We start from the raw sequence: 22,140 nt of genomic DNA on the forward strand, positions 1-22,140 counted from the left end.
GAAATGGTCGTCGAAGGAGCACACACCATGAACGAAGACAACCCCCAGGACCAGTCGGTACCCGCGTCGAATGACGCCGTGCCGTCCACCGAGGCCGCAGAGGTCGCCGCTCAGCCGGTGACGGATGCCGCCGCTGACACGAACACGCCCGCCGTAGCCGCGGCGGTACCCGTCGCACCGGCAGTCCCCGCGACGGTGCAGGGCCATGAGATGCCGTCGACGTTCACCTCGCAGGCCCCGGCCGCGCCCATGATCGCCCCGGTTCCTCACGGCTACGCGGCACCGGCCGACACGGCGCCTGGCGCGGCCACCGCACAGGGCGCCGCTTTCGGCATCCCCGCTGCGGCGTCGTACACCCAGCCCACGCAGCCTCTCGGCGATGCATCGATCGGCACGTCGGGTGACGGCACCAAGATCAAGGAGCAGAAGCCTCGCAGCGGTGCGAAGTTCGCCGCCTTCATCGTCGCAGCGGCTCTGGTCGGCGGTGTCGCAGGTTTCGGCGGCGGTGCGCTGCTCAACGGAATCCAGGACCGGCCCTCGTCGGGCACGGCCGAAGGCCCGCAGACGGTGACCGTGAACAACCCGGGCTCCGTCAACGAGACCACAGCGGTGGCGACGGCCGCACTGCCGTCGGTCGTCACCATCGAGGTGGCGGGCTCCGATCAGGCGGGCAGCGGATCCGGTGTCATCATCAGCGACGACGGCTACGTGCTCACCAACACGCATGTCGTGACGCTCGGCGGGGCGGTCGCCGATCCGTCGATCCGAGTGACCACATCGGACGGGCGCATCTTCGAGGCGACAGTGGTCGGCACCGACCCGATCTACGACCTCGCCGTGATCAAGCTGAAGGATGCCAAGGGGCTCACCCCGATGGACTTCGCGGATTCCTCGAAGCTCAACGTCGGTGACACCGCGGTGGCGCTGGGCGCTCCGCTCGGGCTCGCCAATTCGGTCACGACCGGCATCGTGAGTGCTCTGAACCGGAGCATCCAGATCGCGTCCTCCGCCCTGCCCGACTCGTCATCCGAGGACGCCCCGAACCAGCAGCAGACGCCGGATCAGGGCCAGGGCCAGGGACCGTTCCAGTTCGACATCCCGGGAAGCGGCACGCCGCAGACCTCGAACTCCATCTCCATCGCCGTGATCCAGACGGATGCAGCGATCAACCACGGCAACTCCGGTGGCGCCCTCGTGAACAGCAAGGGCGAGCTGATCGGCATCAACGTGGCGATCGCCAGCTCGGGAAGCTCGGAGGAGTCGGGCTCGATCGGCATCGGGTTCGCCATTCCGTCGAACATCGCCAAGCGGGTCTCCGACGAGATCATCGCGGACGGTGCGGCGACGCATGGCCTGCTCGGCGCCTCTGTCCAGGACGCTTCGAGCGTGCAGGGCGCGACCGTCTCCGGGGCGTACATCGCCAAGGCGACGGACGGTGGCGCCGCCGCAGCTGCGGGCATCCAGGAAGGCGACGTCGTCACCGAGTTCAACGGAGTGCCGATCACCAGCGCGAGCGATCTGACCGCTCAGGTGCGTGCGGTGGCGGCCGGCAGCGATGCCAAGGTCACCTACGTGCGAGGCGGCAAGGAATACGACGCCGAGGTGACGCTCGGCGAACTCGCAGGCTGACAACCACTGCGCACAGAGAAGGACGCCACCCCGCGATAGGCTCGCGGGGTGGCGTCCTTCTCTTTCGGCACCGGCAATGCGGCCAAGCTCCTCCGCATCCCGCTGTATGTCGTCGGACGCATCGGCACTCTTCTCCTTCCACGCGGCCGTCGCTGGGTCTTCGGGTGCGGGGCCGGAGTGGGCGACGGCGCTCTCGCGCTGCAGCGCTACGCGTCGCAGGCCGGTCACGACACCGTGTGGCTCACATCGTCGGAGCGCGAGGACCGGGAAGCGGCCGCCCTCGGCATCCGTGCCGTGCGCAAGCACGGACTGCGTGGCTGGTGGGCCACCGCGCGGGCTGGCGTGCTCGTCGTGACCCATGGGCTCGGCGACGTGAACCGCTATGCGAACGGCGGCGCGTTCGTCGTCCAGCTCTGGCACGGGATACCCCTGAAGCGGATCGGCCTCGATTCGCCGGCGACGACCCAGGTTCCGAACGTTCCCGGTGCGGCGCTGCTTCGTCGTGCTGTCGGCATCCTCTACCGCGCGGCGGCTCAGCGGATCCGCGTGCTTCCGGCGGCATCGCACCGCGCGAGGGGCCGACTGGAGTCCGCGTTCGGCCTCGGCGACGCCCGCGTGGTCGTGACGGGGGAGCCGCGAGTCGATGTGCTCTCGGCTGGACCACCAGAACACGTGCGCTCGGCGGCCTCTGCTGTGCTCCGCGGCGTCGCGGGGGAGTTCCCGGACACGGCGCGAAAGATCCTGTACGCGCCCACCTGGCGCGACGGTGCCCCCGACCCCGCGGTGCCCAGCGCTGAGGAGTGGATCCGTATCCTCCAGGTGCTCGAACAACACGACGCGATCCTGTTCGTGCGCTCGCATCCCCTCGGGGAGGGCGGGTACGCGCCCCCTCTTCCCAGCAGGAGGGTGCGCGCGCTCGGGTCCGCGCTGCTGGCCGACGTGACGCCGGCGCTCGCGGCGTTCGACGTGCTCATCACCGACTACTCGTCGCTCGCATACGACGTCGGTCTCGTGCGCATGCCGGTGCTCTTCCTGGCTCCGGACGCCGAGGAGTACGCCCGCACTCGCGGCTTCTACGGTCGGTTCGACGACGTCGCCGGAACCGACGCGGCCGCCGATTGGGCGGGGGTGCTCGCGCAGCTCGAAGCACTCCTCGACGACGACGCCGCCCGCGACGCAGCATCCGTCCGTTCCGCTACGCTCAGCGCGGAGATGCACGCATATCGGGACGGGCGCAACACCGAGCGCGTCTACCAGGTCATCCGCGCGCGGGGGATTCCCGCGCCGAAGGGAGCAGTATGACAACGGCCCGCATCGATGACGCGGCGGAGGCCCTGATCATCGAAGGGACCGGTCAGCGACCGGAGATGGCCGAGCTGGTCGGACCCCGTGCGCAGGTCGAGGCTCGTATCAGCGGCGATGACGGCACCTGGACGGCGACGCTCCCGCTGGAAGCGTCGCGGTGGGGTGGCCCTGCGCTTCCGTTGCCGACCGGAGCGTACGAGTTGCGGGTCGCCGATGTCGATCTCGATGGTGTGCGGCTCCCTCCCGTGGTGCTCACGGGGGTGCGCGTCGCCGTGAATGCCGGCACCGTCCGTATCGCCGCTCCGATCGATCCGGTGTATGAGACCACCGAAGGACGCTCGACCCTCGAAGAGCGGTACGTCGCGCAGGCGGGCGGCACGGAGAACGCGGTGTTCTTCGAGAGCTTCTACGGCCGCAGCGTCGGCTGCAACCCTCGCGCCATCGATCGCGAACTCGCGGCACGCGCACCCGAGGTGCGTCGCTACTGGAGTGTCGTCGACCTCTCCGTCGAGGTGCCGGAGGGCGCGATCGCGGTCGTCGAGGGCAGCCCGCAGTGGTGGCATGCTCGCGGAGCCGCACGGCTGCTGGTCGTGAACGACTGGATGCGTCGACGGTTCGCCCGCAAACCGGGTCAGAAGGTGCTCCAGACGTGGCACGGCACACCGCTCAAGCGGCTCGCCTTGCACCGCCCCGGCTTCGATCCACGGCGGATGGCCGCGGTCGTGAAGGAATCGCGGCGTTGGGACGTGCTGTTGGCCCAGAATGCCTATTCCGAGCGCATCCTCCGCAAGGCGTACGCCTTCTTCGGACGCCCGATCTGGGTGGAGGGGTACCCGCGGAACGACGCGCTCACCACGGGGGACCCCGCCGCGGTCCGCGCCGCGTTGGGCATCGGCGCCGACGAACGTGTGCTCCTCTACGCTCCGACCTGGCGCGATGACCGTGCCGAGATGGTCGACTTCGTCGATGCCGAGCTTCTGGCACGTCAGGCGAACGCCGTGGTGCTGGTACGCGGCCACTCCCGTACCCTCGAGCAGGGGCGGGATCGCGCGGGCGCACGGGTCATCGACGTGACCGGCTACCCCGAGACCGCACGACTGCTGCTCGCCGCCGACGCTCTGATCACCGACTATTCCTCGGTGATGTTCGACTTCAGCGTCACCGGAAAGCCCATGTTCTTCCTGGTTCCGGACATCGATCACTATCGCGGACAGCTGCGCGGTTTCTACTTCGATCTCGCCGAAAGGGCTCCTGGTCCGCTGGTGCGCACACAGGAGGAGCTCACCGCTGCTCTCGATGACGCGGGGCACGTGGCGGCATATGCGGATCGCTACGCGGCCTGGCGCACGCAGTTCAACTCCCGCGACGACGGTCATGCCGCGCGGCGAGTGGTCGACCGCATCCTCGACCTCGGGTTCGTCACGGCCTGAGCGCCAGAACGAACGCGTCGCACGATCGCGCTCCGGCGGCCGTGTCAGGGGAGCGGCGTGTTGCGAGTTCCGAGACGTGAGGCGTCGACGGTGTCGCGAGCACCGCGGAGGACACCGCCGAGGAAGCCCAGGCCCCACGAGATGTGCATCGTCGGTAGTACGAGGAGCGTCCACATCCGCTGGCGCACGCCGCCTCCCCCCGGTGCGAGCGCGACGCCGAGGACCAGCAGGAGGTAGAGGGCGAGGGGCCCGTACACGAGCAGCGATGCGACCAGGGATGCCACTCCACTGAGCACACCGGTCAGCTGCAGCACGCCGAGCACGACGGCGAGCGCGACGATCGCGACGAGTGCAGGCGGGGCGAAGTAGCGGATGCCGTTGCGGCGCCCGAACCGGCGCACGAGTTCGCCCCTCCATGCACCGGTCGCACGGAACTGCCGAGCCAGGCGCAGCCAGCTCTCCCGCGGCCAGTACGTGACCGACAGCTCGGGGTCGAACCAGACCCGGTGGCCGGCCTGGCGGAGCCGGAGATTGAGCTCCCAGTCTTCGCCGCGTCGAATCGACTCGTCGAACAGACCGACGCCGTCGAGGACCTCCCGCCGCATCACGCCGAGGTAGGCCGACTCTGCCTCGCCTTCCTGCGAGCTGCCGTGATAGGCGCCTCCGCCGAGTCCGACAGGGGAGTTGTACAGCCGTGCGACGGCCTTCTGGAAGGGTGTGCGCCCCTCTGCGTGCATCACGCCGCCGACGTTGGCCGAGCCCGTCCGTTCCAAGGTCTGCAACGCTCGCGCGGCGTATCCCGGGGAGAGCTCCGAGTGCGCATCGACGCGCACGATCGTGTCGTATCGACTCGCGCGGATCGCGGCGTTCAGCCCCACGGGGATGTGGGCCGCAGGATTGTCGACCAACCGGATGCGGTCATCCGCCGCGGCGAGTCGTCGTGCAAGATCGGTCGTGCCGTCCGTCGACGGTCCCAGCGCAAGCACGAGTTCTGTGGGCGCATCGACGTCCTGCGCGAGCACCGATGCGACCGCGTGCTCCAGGTACGCGCGCTCATTGAGCACCGGCATCACGAAGGACACCCCGGGCGGGGGAGCGGAGAATTCGTCTGCGGGCACATGACGATCATGGCACGGCGCTCACGCACGTTCCCTGAGGGAGCGGGCGCGGCGGTCCCCGGCCGACCTCCCGGACCCCCGGGGCCGGAGGATCGGACGCGGACGAACTATTCTGGAGGGATGGGTGCACTGTCTGACGCGAAGAAGGCATACCGTCTGCTGAAGCGGGCGCTCGCGTCTCGCACGGCGGTGCAGCGCGTGCGGCGGCGGCTCGCCGAGCGCGAACCGCTCCCGACGGATCACTTCAAGGTCGCCGTCTACTTCGCCGACGGAGCCGTGAACATGTACCAGATGCGCCAGTGGTACCGCCCTCTCGCCGAGCTCTCGAAGCGCTGGCCCGTCGTCGTGCTGTCGCGGCAGGCGACCGGAACCGAGAAGCTTCTCGAAGAGGACTCGCCACCTGTGGCCTTCGTCCCGACGGTGCGCGACCTGGAGCGATTCATCGCGACACAGGACATCCGCATCGTGCTGTACGTCAACCAGAACACCCGCAACTTCCAGATGTTCCGCTACGGCCGGCGCTGGCACGTCTTCATCAATCACGGCGAGTCCGACAAGATGTACATGACGACGAACCAGTACAAGGCCTACGACTACGCCTTCGTCGCCGGACAAGCCGCGCGGGATCGCCTCTCGCGAACGCTGTGGGACTACGACGTCGACCGCCGAACGCTCGAGATCGGACGCCCGCAGGCCGACCACTATGCGGGAACGCTTCCGTACACACCCGATGAGCGCACCGTCGTGCTCTACGCGCCGACGTGGGAAGGGGACCGCCCCAGCGCGCATTACGGTTCCATCGCCTCGCACGGCGAGGCACTTGTCGCTCGGCTGCTGGCGACCGGCGTGCACCGCGTGATCTATCGTCCCCACCCGCGCAGCGGTGTGGTCGATGAAGCGTACGGGGCCGCGCATCGACGGATCGTGTCGGCCATCAACGAGGCGAACGCCGCAGATCCGAGAGCTCACCATATCTACGACTCGGCTCCGGAGCTCGGCTGGCAGCTCACGGCAGCCGATGTCGCCATCGTGGACATCTCGGCCATGGTCTACGACCGGCTCGCGGCCGGGAAGCCGCTGATGATCACGCGCCCGACGGATGAGCAGGCGTCGATCGACACGCAGGGCTACCTGGCGGACTGCGAATGGCTGACCGCGGAGGCGGCCGTCGACATCGTGGCCGAGATCGACCGCGTCCGCGACGATGAGGCCGCGATCGCCCGGCTGCGGATGTGGGTTCAGCACTATTTCGGCGACACCACGCAGGGGGTGGCGACCGCGAAGTTCCATGCCGCAGTCGACGGCCTCATGCAGGAGTGGGATCGTTGGCAGGCCCATGAGGTCGGGGTCGTTCGCGAAGACGAGGACGACGACGACGAAGAAGCCGACGAAGAGGACGCCTGAGCATGGACTTTCCGCTTTCGAACGCTGTCGTACCTCGCTTCGAACTGGTGTCGGACACCGGCTCGACGAATGCCGACCTGCGGACGAAGGGTGCTGACCCCGAGGACTGGCCGCATCTGTCCACCCTGGTCACACGCAACCAGACTGCCGGGCGCGGTCGCCTCGATCGCACCTGGGTCGCGCCGGCGGATTCGGCCATCGCCGTCTCCGTGCTGTTGCGGACGCTTCCCTCCGACCCCGCCGCGCGTGGATGGATCCCTCTCGCCGCGGGGGTCGCGATGACCGAGGCGATCGCCGAGCAGCTTCCCGTGCATGATGTGGCCGTGAAGTGGCCGAACGACGTGCTCGTCGACGGGCGCAAGATCTGCGGCATCCTCGCAGAGGCGACCGCGGACGCGGTCGTCGTCGGGGCAGGCGTCAACACGGCCATGACGGTCGACCAGCTCCCGGTGCCGACGGCGACGTCGTTCGCTGCACTCGGCATCGTCGTGGACGAGGACCGGCTGCTGTCGACCTATCTCGGGAAGCTCGACGGCCTTCTCTCGGCGCTCACCGTCTCTGCGGATGCGGTCGTGAGCGGATTGCACGCGGCCGTAGTGTCCCGCTGCGCGACGCTCGGGCACGCGGTGCGGGTGTCGATGCCCGCCGAGCGCACCCTCGAGGGAGCGGCCACCGCGATCGATGCGGAAGGCCGTCTCGTGGTCGAGTCCGAGGGGCGGACGCACGCGATCTCGGCCGGCGATGTCGTGCACGTACGCCCGGTCGGAAGCTGACACGCCGCCGCACACACGGCTTTGTCGCAGATCACAGGCACAATGGTGGGGTGACCCAGCCTGTGACGCTCGGCGGGCGGCCCCTGATGCCGCCGCCCGGTACGCCTTCGGAGGAGCTGCTGATCGCGCGCTTCCGGAGCCACGCACGTCGGTTGTTCTGGTCGGCCCTCGTGCTCATCGTGACTTTCGGGGCGACGGCGTACTTCTTCGGCAACCTGCCGGCGGGTTTCGAGGACTGGATGCTCCTTGCTGCTGCGGGGGCGCTGGTGCTGCTCGCCGTCGTGCTGCCGTTCATCATCTGGTATTCCCGGAGCACCACTGTCACCACCAGACGGGTGATCGCCCGCCAGGGGATCGGTGCCCGTCGGCGTCACGAGATGTCGCATGCGCGGGGATACACGATCGCCGTTCGCCGCGGGCCGCTGCAGCGGTTGTGGGGGTCGGGAACCATCACCCTGTCGAACGGCGTCGATGCGCCCCTGCGGCTGCCGAACGTCCCGAACGTCACTCTCGTGCACGAGACTCTCGCGGACCAGATCGAAGTCGGGCAGATTCTCGCGCACCGCGACGCGCAGGCCGTCGGCGACTGATCCATCGGTTTCCGGGCGGCTGTGCGCCGTCATCGGTGGCCGCGGATCCGCAACCTGTCGTGCGCGCCCGGATCGGTGCGGGAGAATGGGTGCAGACGAATGGAGGCGGCACATGGCGTTGCGTGTTGGCGTGATCGGCGGAGGACAGCTGGCCCGGATGATGATCGCTCCGGCGGTCGAGCTCGGGCTCGAGCTGAGAGTGCTCGCAGAGGATGAAGGGATGTCCGCCGGGCTGGCGGCCACCGCGGTCGGCGACTATCGCGATCTGGAGACGGTGCGTGCCTTCGCGGCCGACGTCGATGTCGTGACCTTCGACCATGAGCATGTGCCCCAAGATGTCCTCCGCCAGCTGGTCGCCGATGGAGTCGCCGTGCACCCTGGTCCGGATGCCCTCCAATACGCGCAGGACAAGCTCGTGATGCGCGCGCGCCTCGCGGAGCTCGGAGTTCCTCAGCCCGAGTGGGCCGCTGTCCGCACCGAGGCCGAGCTGCAGGCCTTCCTCGATGAGCACGGGGGAGCGGGCGTGGTGAAGACGCCGCGCGGAGGGTACGACGGCAAGGGAGTACGCGTCGTGCGTGCCGCGGAGGAGGCGCAGGACTGGCTGGCGGCGCTCGCCGACGGGGATGCGCTTCTCGTCGAGGAGCTCGTTCCGTTCGTGCGCGAGCTCGCACAGCAGGTCGCACGTCGCGTCGGCGGCGAGATCGTCGCCTATCCGGTGGTCGAGACCGTCCAACGCGACGGTGTGTGCGCCGAGGTCATCGCTCCGGCCCCTGCCGCGGCCGAGCGCCTGGTGGAGGTGGCAGAGGCGATCGGTCGTACCATCGCGGAGGGGCTCGGCGTGACCGGGATGCTCGCCGTCGAGCTGTTCGAGACCGACGACGAACGAATCCTGGTCAACGAGCTCGCCATGCGGCCGCACAACAGCGGGCACTGGAGCCAGGACGGCGCCGTCACCGGTCAGTTCGAGCAGCATCTGCGTGCGGTCGCCGATCTTCCCCTCGGGAGCACCGCACCGCGAGCAGCGTGGTCCGTGATGGTGAACATCCTCGGTGGGCCTGTCGACGGGACGCTCGACGAGCGCTTCGGCGCAGCGATGGCGGAACACCCGCAGGCGAAGATCCACACCTACGGCAAGGCACCGAGGCCCGGCCGCAAGGTCGGTCACGTGAATGTGGCGGACGACGATCTCGACGACGCGGTCTATGTCGCACGGGCTGTCGCCGCGCATTTCGTCTGATTCGCCCTCGCGTCGATTCATCGCCGACACATGCAGGGCAAGAGGTGTGCCGTTCGGGGAATCTCACAGCGGCAGACCATACCCTGATCTGGTGACCGAGCCACTGCACTCCTCCGCCGAGCCTCTGGTCGGCGTCGTGATGGGATCCGACTCCGACTGGCGTGTGATGAGCGACGCATCTCAGGCGCTCACGGACTTCGGCATCCCACACGAGGTCGAAGTGGTCTCCGCCCACCGCACACCGGACAAGCTCATGTCGTATGCGCGCGAGGCGCGGTCGCGCGGTATCCGCGTCATCATCGCCGGAGCCGGGGGAGCAGCCCATCTTCCGGGAATGCTCGCCTCGATGACGCCGCTTCCCGTGGTCGGAGTCCCGGTGCCTCTCGCCTACCTCGACGGAATGGATTCCCTCCTGTCCATCGTGCAGATGCCTGCCGGGATCCCGGTCGCCACCGTGTCCATCGGGGGCGCTCGCAACGCCGGTCTGCTCGCCGCGCGGATTCTCGGAACGTCCGACACCGCGCTTGCCGACCGCGTCGAGGAGTACGCCCGTGACCTCGAGGCGCAGGTCGAGGAGAAGAACGAACGGTTGAAGGACTCGCTGTGACCCTTGCGCCTCCGCGCGCAACACGGCGCCCGCTCATCGAGACCCGGCCGCTGCGGCATCCGGATTCCGCCGACTCGGGGATGATGGCCAAACGCGGGTGGTGGCTGATCGCGGTCAATCTACTGGTGCCGGGCTCCGCGCAGGTTCTCGCCGGCAACCGTCGTCTCGGCCGCTTCGGGCTCGGCGCGACGCTTCTCTCCTGGTTCCTCGCCATCGTCGCGCTGGGGCTCGCACTCTTCGCGCGTCCTGTCCTGCTGTGGCTCACGATCGGTGGCGGGTTCTTCTCCGCCGCGGTCCTGACGATCGTCCAGGTGCTCCTGGCGGGATACGTCGTGCTCTGGGCCGTGCTCACATTCGACACTCTGCGTCTGGTGCGGCTCGTGAAGGTCCCCGGCCCCTCCCGACTCGCCATCCCGGTCGTCGCACTGGTGCTGCTGGGACTGGTGGGGGGCGGAGCAGGGTATGCCGCGACCGCCGTCGGGTCCGTCCGCAACACCATCGGCTCGATCTTCGGACAGAGCGGCCCCAGCGTGGAGCCGAGCGATGGCTACTACAACATCCTTCTCCTCGGTGCGGACAGCGGCGACGGCCGTGACTCCATGCGGTTCGACAGCATCTCGGTGGTCTCGGTGAATGCCGATACCGGGGCTGTGACCATCACGGGCATCCCCCGGGAGCTCCCGAATGCGCCATTCAGCGACGGCAGCCCGATGCAGGAGCTCTACCCGAACGGGTTCGAGGGCCACTCATCTTCGACCTGCGGGTGGAACGGCTGGATGAACCACGTGCGCAACGCTGCCGAGGTCTGCCGGGAAGACGGCGGTGCGGGACTCTATCCTGATGCCGTGTCCAACGGTTCGGAACCTGGCATCGAGGCAACGAAGGATGCGGCAGAGGGCGTTCTCGGAATCGAGATCCCGTATTACGTGTTCGTCGACATGCACGGGTTCGCCGAACTTGTCGACGCCCTGGGGGGTGTGGAGATCGACGTCACGGAGCGACTGCCCAAGGGCGGTCCGCCCGAGGGGTGGACGGGCAGCGACGTGAACGAATGGGCGATCGGATGGATCGAGCCCGGAAAGCAGCGGATGGACGGCGATACCGCACAGTGGTACGCCCGCTCGCGCTACACGACCAGCGACTGGGATCGGATGAAGCGCCAGCGAGAGTTGCAGGCGGCCATCCTCGCCCAGTTCACACCCCAGACAGTGCTCACTCGTTTCAACGAGGTGGCGGCGGCGGGAACGGCCTTGATCAGCACCGACCTCCCGTCCGACAAGCTGCCGGAGTTCTTCGATCTGATGCTCAAGGCGAAGGAGCAGCCGGTCACGTCGATCGAGCTCACGCCCGAGGCCGGCGTGGACGAGCACGAGCCGGACTACACATTCATCCACGACATGATCCAGCAGAAGCTGCATCCGCCGACGGAGACACCGACGCCGGAGCCGTGATCACGGCCGCCGGTCTTCACGTCGATGCCGATGCCGATGATCTGGACCTCCGGGCTCGCGGACCTCTGACGCGGTTCGGCATGCCATCACGGGGGATCCGACGCACGACAAAGCCCACGGTCGCCTCCCGAAGGAGGGCGACCGTGGGCTTCCGGTGGTTTGCACCGGATGCACCAGACGACGGTGATCGGAGGGGGAGGGATCACCGTCGTCCAGTCGACCACCGCGCGAGGCGGCAGCCGGACCTAGGCGCGCTTGCGGCGGGATGCTCCCACCGCGACGAGGGCTCCACCGGCGACTAGAGCTGCTGCTCCGCCTCCGAGGACCCACGGCGACACGCTTCCGCCGGTCAGCGCCAGCTCGATGCCGCCACCGGTGAGCGGCAGCTCCGAACCTGCTGCTGCGACTCCGGGATCGTGGTCGCAGGTGGCGGCAGCGTCGTGACCGTGGGAGACCGTGATGGTCGCCGTGTACGAACGCGAGCCGTTGAAGGCGACGGCATAGGAGCCTTCGCCGTCGGACGGCGGACGGAACGTGAGCGTCAGGCTGCCGTCGCCGGTTGCGGTGTTACCCGAGATCGCGGCTTTCCCGGCGTTGTAGCCGGAGACCGAGACGTTCACGTTCTCGGACGGCAGGAAGTAGCCCGGACCGAACACGATCGTCGAGGTCTCGCAGATGTCGATGATCGGATCGCCGACCTTGGCGCCGGGAGGCGTCGGATACGAGTCGGACGACGCAGCCGGAACAGTCGGTGCAGCGGTTGCGACGGTGGGCGCGACGAGTACGAGCGCGCCAGCGGCAAGGCTGATGGCAGCCAGTTTCTTCAGCATGATTTCTCCCCAGAATTTCACGCGGAATCGCCTTTGGACACACCCCTGCATCCAACTGCGTGGCGTCATCCTGCCCCCACGGCAGGATGGCAGACGCCAGATATTCCCCAGTGAGTCGACAGTACCCTATCGAGAGGGGAATGTCACGAAGCGCATCGCAGAGGCTCCCGTGTCGTGTCCGGAGTGTCGATCAGCGGAGTGTGCAGCACCTCGGTGAGACGCTCTCCTGCTCCGGTCCCCTGGAACTCGATCGTGATGGTCGTCGATTCGCCCGGTGCGAGCGAAACTTCGTGCTGCACCGTGGAGCGGTCGCCGATCATGGCCGTCTGCACACCTTCCTCCGCGCCATCGCGATCGATGTGCGAGGGGGTCGCGCCCTCGGGGCCGTACACGGCGATCAGAGTGCGCACCGTGCCGGCCGGCACGCCGTAGAAGCCATCAGCCGTCACGTAGGCCGGCAACGTTGTGGCGGCATCGGCGGGGGCGGTGTTGGTCCACGTCACTCGCACCTGCGTGGTCGGAGCGCCCTGGCAGGTGCCGACCGACGTGGAGATGGCTGCCCGAGTGTAGAAATCCATCTTGCCGCCGGTGGTGTCGTTCATGAGAACCCCCACATGGGTCGCATCGACGCTGTCATCGGGAATCGTGCCACCCAATGCCGAGTTTGCGAGCACGGTCTCCTCGGTCTCGTGGGCACTCCAGATACGGATGCGTCCTTCGGCAGCGGATTCGGCCAATGCGCCGAGCAATGCGCGCGGATCCCCACCGGACAGCGCGGCGCCGAACAGTGCGCCTGCCGCCTGCGCGAAGATCTCGTCCTGCACCGCGGGATCGGGAACGGCGGCGTAGATCTCCGAGAGGAGAATGTCGGTGACGTTCTCTGAGGTCGCCGTGAACGGGCCGAACGCGAGACCGCCGGTCGCCGCCATCAGATGTTTCGCGACGACGGCATCCACGGCGATGACGCCGTCGACGGTCCCGCCGAACCGGCCTTGCCAGCGGGCGGCGATCGCCGCACCGGCCTCGCTGAAGTCGGGGATGCTGGTGATGTTCTGCAGATATCGACCGGGACGATCCTCGAACAGGGCGATCGTCGAGTCACTGAGTGGCAGGGCGGCATCGAGCGGAGGGAAGTCCCGGGTCGACGCCTGGCTCTGGAGCGTGATCCTGCCGTTCTCGGCGTGCAGCAGCGCGATCGAGCCGATGATCCCGCCCGAAGAGCGCAGCTCCGCGTTGTTCTGCATCGCGAGCACGTAGTTGCGCGGGCCCTCACCGCCGAGCATGGTCGGCAGCAGCACGGCGGCACCGTGGAGCGATCCGACGACCGTCGCAGCCTCGGTGACGGATGATCGCATCGTGCGGATGGCGTCGGCGAGCGGGGGAAGCGTGGCATCGGCGTCTATGCGCCGTGCCTGCTGCTGTGCGGCGGTCAGCGCAGTGTCGGCGGTGCCGAGAGGGCCGGCGATCGCCGCGAACGGCGCAAGATCGATCGATCCACCGGCGAAGCCGAGACCCGCCAGGTCGAAGTCCGCCGCCACATCGAGGAGGGGCGTGAGCGCGTCGGCGGAGACATCGTCGGCGATCTCGGCGATGTCGCCCACCGCGCTGAAGTTCGGCCCGATCCACGGGAGTGCGCCGAACGCCTGCCACACCGGGTCGGACGTGAGGCCATGGGCGGACTCCGCGTTGTGTGCGATGCTCCGCGCGATGGGCTTCGCGCCTTCCAGGTCACCGGCGGCGATCGACGCCTTCAGTTGCGAGGCGCCCTTCGCGACTTGCTGGAGGTCGTTGACGGCCCCGATTCCCCGGACGGTCACCCAGCCGACGGAGATGAGGAGAAGGGACAGCAGAACGCCGACGGTCCACCCGATCCATCGGCGCCGGACGGGAAGTCGACCATCGCTCACCCGAGCATTCAAGCATGAACCGCTGCGGCGGTGGTGGGCGAAGTCTGTGCGAACGCTGACATTCGCGCGCCGTAGGTGGTGCGCTCCGCGGGAGAGTGGGACCGCGAGGATACCCTGTGGGCATGGGTGCTCGGCTGCGTGTTGTTCTGGATCAGCTTGTGAGCGTCGTCGATGCCGATCACGCGGATGCCGCGGTGGGACTCGCCACCGGTCTGGTCGCGACAGCCCCGTCCGGGTGCGCTGTGGATGCCATCGTCCCTGCGGGCGCTTCGGTGCCGGTGGCGGGAATCGCCGACGTGCGCACGCTCGGCATGGGGCGACGTGAACTCGCCGCAGCGTGGCAGCTCGGGATCACTCCCGGCGTCGGCGGCGGACTCATCCACTCACCGACGCTGATGGCGCCGCTCGTCCGCCACGATCGAGTGCACGACAACGATCAGACCACCGTCACCCTGTGGGATCTGCGCGCCTGGGACGCTCCGGAGCTGCTATCCAAGGGGAACGTTGCGTGGCAGCGCGGCATGCTCAGACGTGCGGTGCGGCACGCCGACGCGGTCGTGGTGCCCTCTCATGCGGTCGCCGAACGCCTGTCGGAGCTGGCGAAGATCGGTGATCGCATACGCGTGATCGCCGGCGCAGCGCCACAGGGATTCGGCGTTAGCGGTAGCGCGGCCGCGCGTCGCGACGCCCTGGCGCTGCCGGACGAGTATGTGGTTCTGACCGGGTCCCTCTCGAGCCTGTCCGAGGGCTTCCGGGGTGCGGTGGCCGCCGGCGTGGACGCCGTCATCGTCGATGCTCCGGACGGAGCGGAACCTCGCTACGCCGATGCGGCTTCGGCTGCAGGGCTACCCGAGCGGCGTGCGCACGTGCGTGGAAAGCTGAGTACCGAGGATCGTGCCGTGGTTCTCGCCGGCGCTTCTGCCTACGTGGCGACCGATGCCGTCGCCGGATGGCCATGGCGTGCGGTCGAGGCCATGGTGCTCGGAATTCCGGTGGTGGCGGTCTCGAGCGGCTCGCACCGAGACGTCATCGCCGACGGAGGGATGCTCGTTCCCTCCGAGGAGATCTCCGACGCTGTGGCGGAGGCTGCCGGGGGAGCGGCGGAACGGCTCCGAGTGCTCGCCTCCGACCGATCCCGAGCGTTCTCCTGGGCAAGCTCAGCCGAACGGCTGTGGGGCCTGCACGCCGACCTGTGATTCGCTGAGAGCAACCTGCGCATACGGGCGACACGCCGAAAAGTTGTCGCGCAAAGCGTGTAACAGTGGCATCATCACGCAACTTCCGTCACACTGGTCACATGTCTCGACGTGCCCCACGCTCGCGAAACAACTTGAGGTTCCCCCGACTCCTCACCTGTTTCCTCGCCGTCTCCGCCCTTGTCATCGGCACGGTGGTCCCCGCCACTGCTGCCACTGCCACCGCCACCGCCTCCGCGTCCAGCCCGATTACGTCGCGAATGATGGCCGACCCCGCCTCGAGCGGGATCGCGAAGACCACGCTGGCCGGCTTCAGCGCCGGCAACATCATCAGCGATGCCGTGTTCACGAACAAGAGCACGATGACCGAGGCGCAGATCCAGGAGTTCTTCAACAGCAAGGTTGCTCGGTGCCAGGGCGGCAGGGACGAGAACAACGAGCCGATCGTGTGTCTCAAGGACTTCTCGATGAACACGGTCACGCGTCCAGCGGATGCGTACTGCAGCGGCTACTCGGGGCAGGCCAACGAATCTGCGGCGCGCATCATCTATCGGGTCTCCCAGGCCTGCAACATCAACCCGCAGGTCCTGATCGTCATGCTTCAGAAGGAGCAGGGCCTGGTCACGCACACCTGGCCGAGCGCGTGGCGCTACCGGATCGCCCTCGGTCAGGGGTGCCCTGACACAGCGCCCTGCGATCCGAACTACATCGGGTTCTTCCACCAGATCTATGGCGCGGCACGTCAGATGCAGATCTACATGGAGGGCAAGTGGTTCCAGTGGTACGCGCCGGGCAAGACCTGGAACATCCTCTACAACCCCAACGCGAACTGCGGCAGCTCGCCGGTGTACATCGCCAACAAGGCGACGTCGGCTCTCTACTACTACACCCCGTATCAGCCCAATGCCGCCGCACTCAACGCCGGATACGGCCTGGGCGACGGGTGCTCCGCTTACGGGAACCGCAACTTCTACAATTACTTCACCGACTGGTTCGGCTCGACCCAGTCATCTGCGAACAACCCGTTCGGGAACATCGAGCTGATCGAAGCGCTTCCCGGAGAATTCCGGGTGTCCGGTTGGGCCGCCGACCGCGACACGCGGGATCCCATCGGCGTGCACGTCTACGTCGGCGGCGTCGGAACGGCGATCACGGCAGACCGGCCCAGGGCTGATGTCGGCAACGCGTACCCTGACCTCGGGCCCAACCACGGGTTCGATGCCCGCGTCGCGGCGACAGGGGCAGGGCCCGTGGACGTCTGCGTGTATGGCATCAACGTCGGCTCGGGCGGCAACGTGCTCTTCCTCTGCAAGACGATGCAGGCCAAGAGCGGCCCTCCGCAGGGGCTCCTCGATTCGGTCACCGTCGTCGACGGCGGCGTTCAGGTCGAAGGCTGGGCTGTCGATCCCGACACCGTCGATCCCGTCTCCGTGCACATCTACGTGGGGGCGGTCGGCACCGCCATCGTCGCCGATAAGAAGCGCCCGGATCTCGTCCCGCACTTCCCGGGTTACGGCGAGAACCACGGCTTCTCCGCGAAGATCAATGCGTCACCGGGCCGCCAGGATGTGTGCGCGTATGCGATAAACGTGGGAGCGGGCGGGACAGTGCTGCTCCGGTGCGAGACCGTCGTCGTCCCGGGCACCGTCGATCTCGGTCGACCTCCCATCGGAGGGTTCGAGGGAGTGTCCGTCGACGGGACGGTCGCGACCGCCTCCGGCTGGGCGCTCGACCCCGACACCACGGCTCCGATCGGGGTCCACCTCTACGTCGGCGCGGTCGGCAAGGCCTATACGGCCGACAAGGAGCGTTCGGATGTGGGCGCAACATATCCCGGATACGGCAACAAGCACGGATTCGTCGAGAAGCTCACCGTGCCGGTGGGCAAGACCGACATCTGCGCATACGCGATCAACAACGGAGCGGGCGGCCACACGTTCCTCGGATGCCGCACAGTGACGGTCGCAGCCCCTGCGGGCCCCGACCTCGGACGAGCGCCTTTCGGGGTGTTCGAGGGGGTGGCCGTCGAGTCGGGCGGAGCCACGGTCAGCGGGTGGACCATCGACCCCGACGTCATCGACCCGATCTCCGTCCACATCTACGTGGATTCCACCAGCGCCGCCTACACGGCGAACAAACCGCGTAGCGACGTCGGAGCTGCGTATCCCGCCTACGGTCCGAACCACGCGTTCGTCGAGAAGATCGCCATGTCGCCGGGAACGCATCAGGTATGCGTCTACGCCATCAACAACGGTGCGGGTGGTCACACCTTCCTCGGATGCAAGTCGGTCACGATCCCGGCACCCCCGACGGCGGATCCGGGACGCGCACCCTTCGGTGGGTTCGAGGGAGTCTCCGCATACACGGGAGGCGCCGAGGTCTCGGGCTGGGCGATCGACCCCGATACCGCCGACCCCATCTCCATCCACATCTACGTCGACAACTCCAGCGCGGCGTACAAGGCGGACAAGGTGCGCAACGACGTGGGAGCGGCTTATCCGGCCTCCGGACCGAAACACGGTTTCGCGGAGAGAATCGCGATGTCGCCGGGAACGCACCAGGTGTGCGTCTACGCGATCAACAACGGAGCGGGCGGGCACACGTTCCTGGGGTGCCGTTCGGTGAACGTGCCGGCCCCCGCCGGTCCCGACCCCGGGCGCGCGCCGTTCGGCAATTTCGAGGGCGTCACGGGCGAGGTCGGCGCGGCGACGGTCAGCGGGTGGGCAATCGATCCGGACACCTCGGAGCCCATCTCGGTTCACATCTACGTCGGAGCGATCGGGACGGCCTACATGGCGGACAAGACTCGTAACGACGTGGGCGCCGCATATCCGGCGTCCGGTTCGAAGCATGGGTTCGGAGAGCGCATTCCGATGCCAGCGGGCAAGCAGACCGTCTGTGCCTACGCCATCAACAACGGAGCAGGCGGACACACGTTCCTCGGGTGCAGAGACGTGGTGGTCGGCTGAGCGCGGTGGATCCCGGAGCCGCCGACCGGTCCAACGACCGCACGGCTCCGGGGCAGAATTCGTCGCGCTTCATCGCCCTGGACGGGTTGCGCGGTGTCGCGGCAGTGATGGTCGTCGTGTACCACTTCCTGCTCGCGACGAAGCTGAGCGACGAGTACCTCCGCGTGCTCAGCGGAGAGACGAGCTCTTCTCCGGTGGTCGGCCTCATCGCGAACACGCCGTTGCGATACCTCGTCATGGGGCCGGAAGCAGTCATCGTCTTCTTCGTGCTGAGTGGATTCGTCCTCGTGCTGCCCATGCTGCGCGGTCGCGGACTGGATCTCTGGAACTACTTCCCGCGGCGTCTGCTGCGGCTCTGGCTACCGTCTGCGGCCGCCGTCGTTCTGGCCATCATCGTGATCGTCGCGACGCGACAGGATCCTGCGCAGGTGGCCAGCTCCTGGAGCCAGGCCTTCAGCTTTCCCACGCTGACTGCAGGGGATGTCGTCGATTCCTTCTTCCTCATCACCGGTTCGCCGAAGCTGAACAATCCGCTGTGGACCCTCCGCTGGGAGCTGTTGTTCTCGCTGCTGCTCCCGATCGCCGTACTCCTAGTCAGGGGCGTGAAGAGGAGGCAGTGGCTCTGGATCCTCGTGTGCGGCGCTGCGAGCGGGATCGGGGCCGTGGTCGGTGTCCAGGCGCTCGCCTATGGGCCCGTCTTCCTCGCGGGAGGCCTGCTCGCCTCGACCGTCGTGGCGCGCGACGGCGACGCGTCCCGGCGCACATCCTGGGCCTGGTTCGTCGGGGGCATTCTCCTCATCGCGGTCCCCGACATCGTCCGGCTCGCGCTACCTGGCGACGTGCAAGGATTCCTGCGCCCGTTCTCCCAGGGGTTCGTCGTCACCGGAGCCGTTCTCCTCGTCTACGCTCTGATCGGCGACTCGGGGCTCTCCCGTTTCTTCTCTCTGGGAGTGTTCCGATTCCTCGGGCGGATATCCTTCAGCCTCTACCTCATCCACGTGCCGCTGCTCCTCGGCGCCATTCACCTCGTTCCTGCCCACCCGATGCGCGCCATGGTCGTGGCACTGCCCGTGATCTTCGTCGTCGCGTGGGTGTTCACGCGAGTCGTCGAAGAGCCTTCTGCGGCATTCGCACGTCGAGTCGGGGAGCGTGCATCCCTGTCGGCACGCCGGTTGGCAATGCCTGAGCCGTCGCGCAGGGTCGGCTAGTCGCTCGGGTCCTCGCGAGGACGACTCGCCGAGAGGCTGGAGAAGCTCCGGGGCTATGCGAGGTAAGCCGTGAGCGAGTCCATGATGGGGGAGGGAGCGAATCCTGTCGCACCGATCTTGTCGGTGTCGAGGACGCTGTTCTTCGGACGCGGGGCCACGGGGGCGGTGGCGGCGGAGAAGTAGGCCTCGGTGCTGACCCCCGTCACCCTGGCCGCATCGTGGCCCGTCGCGGTGAAGACGGACTCGGCGATCTGCGCCCAGGTCATCGGCTCTCCCGCACCCGTGAGGTTGTAGACGCCATACTCGGGTCGTGTCTTCAACAGATGCTCCACGCCGGCGGCGATGTCCGAGGTGAACGTCAGGCGGCCGAACTGGTCGTCGACCACCTTCGGATCGATGCCACGCTCCGCGAGAGACGCCATGGTCCGCACGAAGTTGTTCCCCTCGCCGATCACCCAGGACGTCCGGATGATGTAGTGACGGGGTACGGTGCTCACAGCAACGTCGCCGGCTGCCTTCGTCTGGCCGTAGACGCCCAGCGGGCAGAGGGGATCGTCCTCCGAGTACGCCCCGTTCTTCGTTCCGTCGAAGACGTAATCGCTCGAGACGTGCACGAGGGTGATGCCGTTCGCCGCCGCCACCTTCGCGAGAGCTGCGACGCCCGTCACGTTGGCGGCCCAGGCATCTGCTCGGCCTTCCGGCGTCTCCGCTGCGTCGACCGCCGTATACGCGGCGGCGTTGATGATCGTCTCGTAGTCGCGCCAGCGACGGGAAAGGGGGAAAGAGGGGTGGGTGAGATCCAACTCGTCACGGCCCGCGTACTCGTACTCGGCCGAATCGCCCAGGAGGTGACGCAGCGCGCGACCCAACTGGCCGTTCGCTCCCACCACGAGGGTCTTCTTGGGAGGGATGGGCGTCACGTCGGCGAGGCGAGGATGGGCGAGGTCCTTCGCCGAGATCTCGACCTCTGCGAGAGGAATCGGCCACTTCACCGCGGCCGTCTCATCAGCGAGGTTGAGGAATGAGTACTCCGCGTCAGCCGACCAGTGGTCGTTGACGAGGTACACGTACGCGGTATCGGCCTCGAGCGTCTGATACGAGTTGCCGACGCCGCGGGGCACGAAGATCGCGCGAGAGGGGTCGAGCTCGGCCGTGAAGACGGTGCCGAAGGAGGGGCCCTCACGCAGATCCACCCAGGCGCCGAAGATGCGGCCGGTCGCCACGGAGACCCACTTGTCCCAGGGCTCCGCGTGGATTCCGCGCGTGGTCCCGATCGCGTCGTTGAAGGAGATGTTGTTCTGCACGGGGCCGAAGTCCGGCAGGCCGGCCGCGATCATCTTCTCGCGTTGCCAGTTCTCCTTGAACCAGCCGCGGGAGTCGCCGTGGACCGGGAGGTCTGCGATGAGCAGGCCCGGGATCGCCGTTTCGGTGACCGTGAGCGCCTTGCCGAACTCCGTCATCACTGTCCCTTGGATGCGTAGAACGACTCTGTGGCATCCTTCGACGGCGCCCACCATGCCTCATTGTCGCGATACCAGGCGATGGTAGAGGCGAGCCCCGACTCGAAGTCGCCGAAGGTCGGCGTCCAGCCCAGCTCGGTGCGGAGCTTCGTCGAATTGATCGCGTAACGCAGATCGTGGCCGGCGCGATCGGTGACGTGATCGTAGGCGTCCGCCGGCTGACCCATCTCGGTGAGGATGAGTTCGACGACGGACTTGTTGTCCTTCTCGCCATCTGCGCCGATCAGGTAGGTCTCGCCGATCTCTCCCTTTTCGAGGATGGTGAGTACAGCAGAGGAGTGGTCGTCGGCGTGGATCCAGTCTCGGACGTTCAGCCCTGCACCATACAGCTTCGGCCGGATGCCCCGGATCACATTCGTGATCTGACGCGGGATGAACTTCTCGACGTGCTGGTAGGGACCGTAGTTGTTCGAGCAGTTCGAGATGGTCGCCCGCACGCCGAACGAGCGAACCCAGGCGCGGACGAGCAGATCGCTGCCGGCCTTGGTGGACGAGTACGGAGAAGAAGGGTTGTACGGCGTGTGCTCGGTGAAGCGCTCGGGATCGTCGAGCTCGAGGTCTCCGTAGACCTCGTCGGTCGAGATGTGGTGGAACCGGCGGTCGTGGCGCCGCGCGGCCTCGAGCAGTGTGTAGGTGCCGATGATGTTGGTGTCGAGGAAGGGCCGCGGGTCGTGCAGGGAGTTGTCGTTGTGGGACTCGGCGGCGTAGTGGATCACCGAATCGACATCGGCGAAGAGGCCGTCCACCAGCTCGGCGTCGGCGATGTCGCCTTCCACGAAGCGCAGACGGTCGTCGGGGAGGCCGTCGAGCGATGCCCTGTTCCCCGCATACGTGAGCTTGTCGAGCACGGTGACATGGGCATCGGTGTTGTCGATGACGTGGTGCACGAAGTTGGAACCGATGAAGCCGGCGCCGCCGGTGACGAGCAGTTTCTGCATGAGCTTCAGCGTACCGGGTGGGGTGCGC

17 protein-coding genes are annotated in these 22,140 nt (G+C 67.6%); 12 read left to right on the forward strand and 5 right to left on the reverse strand.

The window, feature by feature from the left end:
* Positions 1-27: 27 nt before the first annotated feature.
* Genes ACFVWL_RS18415 through ACFVWL_RS18425 form a run of 3 tightly spaced genes read left to right on the forward strand, consistent with a single transcriptional unit; the run spans position 28 to position 4,364 of the window.
* The gene (locus ACFVWL_RS18415) at positions 28-1,629 is read left to right on the forward strand and encodes a S1C family serine protease (protein WP_387185970.1); all 1,602 of its coding nucleotides are present in this window, start codon (positions 28-30) and stop codon (positions 1,627-1,629) included.
* 48 nt (positions 1,630-1,677) lie between these two features.
* On the forward strand, positions 1,678-2,931 hold the full coding sequence (locus tag ACFVWL_RS18420; protein ID WP_387185974.1) for a CDP-glycerol glycerophosphotransferase family protein: 1,254 nt from the start codon (positions 1,678-1,680) through the stop codon (positions 2,929-2,931).
* A complete protein-coding gene (locus ACFVWL_RS18425) occupies positions 2,928-4,364 on the forward strand; it encodes a CDP-glycerol glycerophosphotransferase family protein (RefSeq protein WP_387185977.1) in 1,437 nt (478 codons plus the stop codon). The genes ACFVWL_RS18420 and ACFVWL_RS18425 overlap by 4 nt, the downstream gene beginning before the upstream one ends.
* A 44-nt stretch (positions 4,365-4,408) precedes the next feature.
* On the opposite strand, the gene ACFVWL_RS18430 is transcribed toward ACFVWL_RS18425, so the two are convergent.
* Complete coding sequence (locus ACFVWL_RS18430) at positions 4,409-5,482, reverse strand: glycosyltransferase family 2 protein (RefSeq protein ID WP_387185979.1); 1,074 nt, start codon at positions 5,480-5,482, stop codon at positions 4,409-4,411.
* Between the two features lie 120 nt (positions 5,483-5,602).
* Between ACFVWL_RS18430 and ACFVWL_RS18435 the strand changes: the two genes are divergently transcribed.
* The 6 genes from ACFVWL_RS18435 (at position 5,603) to ACFVWL_RS18460 (ending at position 11,544) form a co-directional block, all read left to right on the forward strand.
* The gene (locus ACFVWL_RS18435; protein WP_387185982.1) at positions 5,603-6,886 is read left to right on the forward strand and encodes a CDP-glycerol glycerophosphotransferase family protein; all 1,284 of its coding nucleotides are present in this window, start codon (positions 5,603-5,605) and stop codon (positions 6,884-6,886) included.
* Positions 6,887-6,888: 2 nt separating this feature from the next.
* Positions 6,889-7,659 (forward strand): biotin--[acetyl-CoA-carboxylase] ligase, encoded by a 771-nt coding sequence (locus ACFVWL_RS18440; RefSeq protein WP_387185985.1) that lies wholly within the window; start codon positions 6,889-6,891, stop codon positions 7,657-7,659.
* 86 nt (positions 7,660-7,745) lie between these two features.
* The gene (locus ACFVWL_RS18445; RefSeq protein WP_387186158.1) at positions 7,746-8,249 is read left to right on the forward strand and encodes a PH domain-containing protein; all 504 of its coding nucleotides are present in this window, start codon (positions 7,746-7,748) and stop codon (positions 8,247-8,249) included.
* Between the two features lie 112 nt (positions 8,250-8,361).
* Complete coding sequence (locus ACFVWL_RS18450) at positions 8,362-9,486, forward strand: 5-(carboxyamino)imidazole ribonucleotide synthase (RefSeq protein WP_387185988.1); 1,125 nt, start codon at positions 8,362-8,364, stop codon at positions 9,484-9,486.
* A gap of 139 nt (positions 9,487-9,625) precedes the next feature.
* A complete protein-coding gene (gene purE, locus ACFVWL_RS18455; protein WP_387186161.1) occupies positions 9,626-10,093 on the forward strand; it encodes a 5-(carboxyamino)imidazole ribonucleotide mutase in 468 nt (155 codons plus the stop codon).
* Entirely contained in the window at positions 10,090-11,544 is a 1,455-nt protein-coding gene (locus ACFVWL_RS18460; protein WP_387185989.1) for an LCP family protein, read from the forward strand. The genes purE and ACFVWL_RS18460 overlap by 4 nt, the downstream gene beginning before the upstream one ends.
* 245 nt (positions 11,545-11,789) lie before the next feature.
* Here ACFVWL_RS18460 and ACFVWL_RS18465 read toward each other — a convergent pair whose 3' ends face one another.
* Together ACFVWL_RS18465 and ACFVWL_RS18470 are read right to left on the reverse strand one after the other, a co-directional pair.
* Positions 11,790-12,374, reverse strand: a complete 585-nt coding sequence (locus ACFVWL_RS18465; RefSeq protein WP_387185990.1) for a hypothetical protein — start codon at positions 12,372-12,374, stop codon at positions 11,790-11,792.
* A 143-nt stretch (positions 12,375-12,517) separates the two neighbouring features.
* Positions 12,518-14,281, reverse strand: a complete 1,764-nt coding sequence (locus tag ACFVWL_RS18470) for a DUF4012 domain-containing protein (protein WP_387185992.1) — start codon at positions 14,279-14,281, stop codon at positions 12,518-12,520.
* A gap of 122 nt (positions 14,282-14,403) precedes the next feature.
* Here ACFVWL_RS18470 and ACFVWL_RS18475 point away from each other — a divergent pair, with 122 nt between their 5' ends.
* The 3 genes from ACFVWL_RS18475 (at position 14,404) to ACFVWL_RS18485 (ending at position 19,654) form a co-directional block, all read left to right on the forward strand.
* Entirely contained in the window at positions 14,404-15,477 is a 1,074-nt protein-coding gene (locus tag ACFVWL_RS18475; RefSeq protein WP_387185994.1) for a glycosyltransferase, read from the forward strand.
* 101 nt (positions 15,478-15,578) lie between these two features.
* A complete protein-coding gene (locus ACFVWL_RS18480; protein WP_387185997.1) occupies positions 15,579-18,446 on the forward strand; it encodes a hypothetical protein in 2,868 nt (955 codons plus the stop codon).
* A 5-nt stretch (positions 18,447-18,451) separates the two neighbouring features.
* Complete coding sequence (locus ACFVWL_RS18485; RefSeq protein ID WP_387185999.1) at positions 18,452-19,654, forward strand: acyltransferase family protein; 1,203 nt, start codon at positions 18,452-18,454, stop codon at positions 19,652-19,654.
* A 53-nt stretch (positions 19,655-19,707) separates the two neighbouring features.
* Here ACFVWL_RS18485 and ACFVWL_RS18490 read toward each other — a convergent pair whose 3' ends face one another.
* Together ACFVWL_RS18490 and rfbB are read right to left on the reverse strand one after the other, a co-directional pair.
* A complete protein-coding gene (locus ACFVWL_RS18490; protein WP_387186001.1) occupies positions 19,708-21,114 on the reverse strand; it encodes a sugar nucleotide-binding protein in 1,407 nt (468 codons plus the stop codon).
* Entirely contained in the window at positions 21,114-22,112 is a 999-nt protein-coding gene (gene rfbB / locus ACFVWL_RS18495) for a dTDP-glucose 4,6-dehydratase (protein ID WP_387186004.1), read from the reverse strand. The genes ACFVWL_RS18490 and rfbB overlap by 1 nt, the downstream gene beginning before the upstream one ends.
* Between the last annotated feature and the right edge of the window lie 28 nt (positions 22,113-22,140).

This window comes from Microbacterium sp. NPDC058269 (genome assembly GCF_042881445.1).
Lineage (GTDB): Bacteria > Actinomycetota > Actinomycetes > Actinomycetales > Microbacteriaceae > Microbacterium.

What these genes read in the sequence shown, in the direction of transcription:
- ACFVWL_RS18445 (WP_387186158.1), top strand. Translation starts at nt 7,746, where the DNA reads ATGCCGCCGCCCGGTACGCCTTCGGAGGAGCTGCTGATCGCGCGCTTC.
- ACFVWL_RS18450 (WP_387185988.1), top strand. Translation starts at nt 8,362, where the DNA reads ATGGCGTTGCGTGTTGGCGTGATCGGCGGAGGACAGCTGGCCCGGATG.
- ACFVWL_RS18425 (WP_387185977.1), top strand. Translation starts at nt 2,928, where the DNA reads ATGACAACGGCCCGCATCGATGACGCGGCGGAGGCCCTGATCATCGAA.
- ACFVWL_RS18435 (WP_387185982.1), top strand. Translation starts at nt 5,603, where the DNA reads ATGGGTGCACTGTCTGACGCGAAGAAGGCATACCGTCTGCTGAAGCGG.
- ACFVWL_RS18465 (WP_387185990.1), bottom strand. Translation starts at nt 12,374, where the DNA reads ATGCTGAAGAAACTGGCTGCCATCAGCCTTGCCGCTGGCGCGCTCGTA.
- rfbB (WP_387186004.1), bottom strand. Translation starts at nt 22,112, where the DNA reads ATGCAGAAACTGCTCGTCACCGGCGGCGCCGGCTTCATCGGTTCCAAC.
- ACFVWL_RS18490 (WP_387186001.1), bottom strand. Translation starts at nt 21,114, where the DNA reads ATGACGGAGTTCGGCAAGGCGCTCACGGTCACCGAAACGGCGATCCCG.
- ACFVWL_RS18475 (WP_387185994.1), top strand. Translation starts at nt 14,404, where the DNA reads ATGGGTGCTCGGCTGCGTGTTGTTCTGGATCAGCTTGTGAGCGTCGTC.
- ACFVWL_RS18415 (WP_387185970.1), top strand. Translation starts at nt 28, where the DNA reads ATGAACGAAGACAACCCCCAGGACCAGTCGGTACCCGCGTCGAATGAC.
- purE (WP_387186161.1), top strand. Translation starts at nt 9,626, where the DNA reads ATGGGATCCGACTCCGACTGGCGTGTGATGAGCGACGCATCTCAGGCG.
- ACFVWL_RS18440 (WP_387185985.1), top strand. Translation starts at nt 6,889, where the DNA reads ATGGACTTTCCGCTTTCGAACGCTGTCGTACCTCGCTTCGAACTGGTG.
- ACFVWL_RS18480 (WP_387185997.1), top strand. Translation starts at nt 15,579, where the DNA reads ATGTCTCGACGTGCCCCACGCTCGCGAAACAACTTGAGGTTCCCCCGA.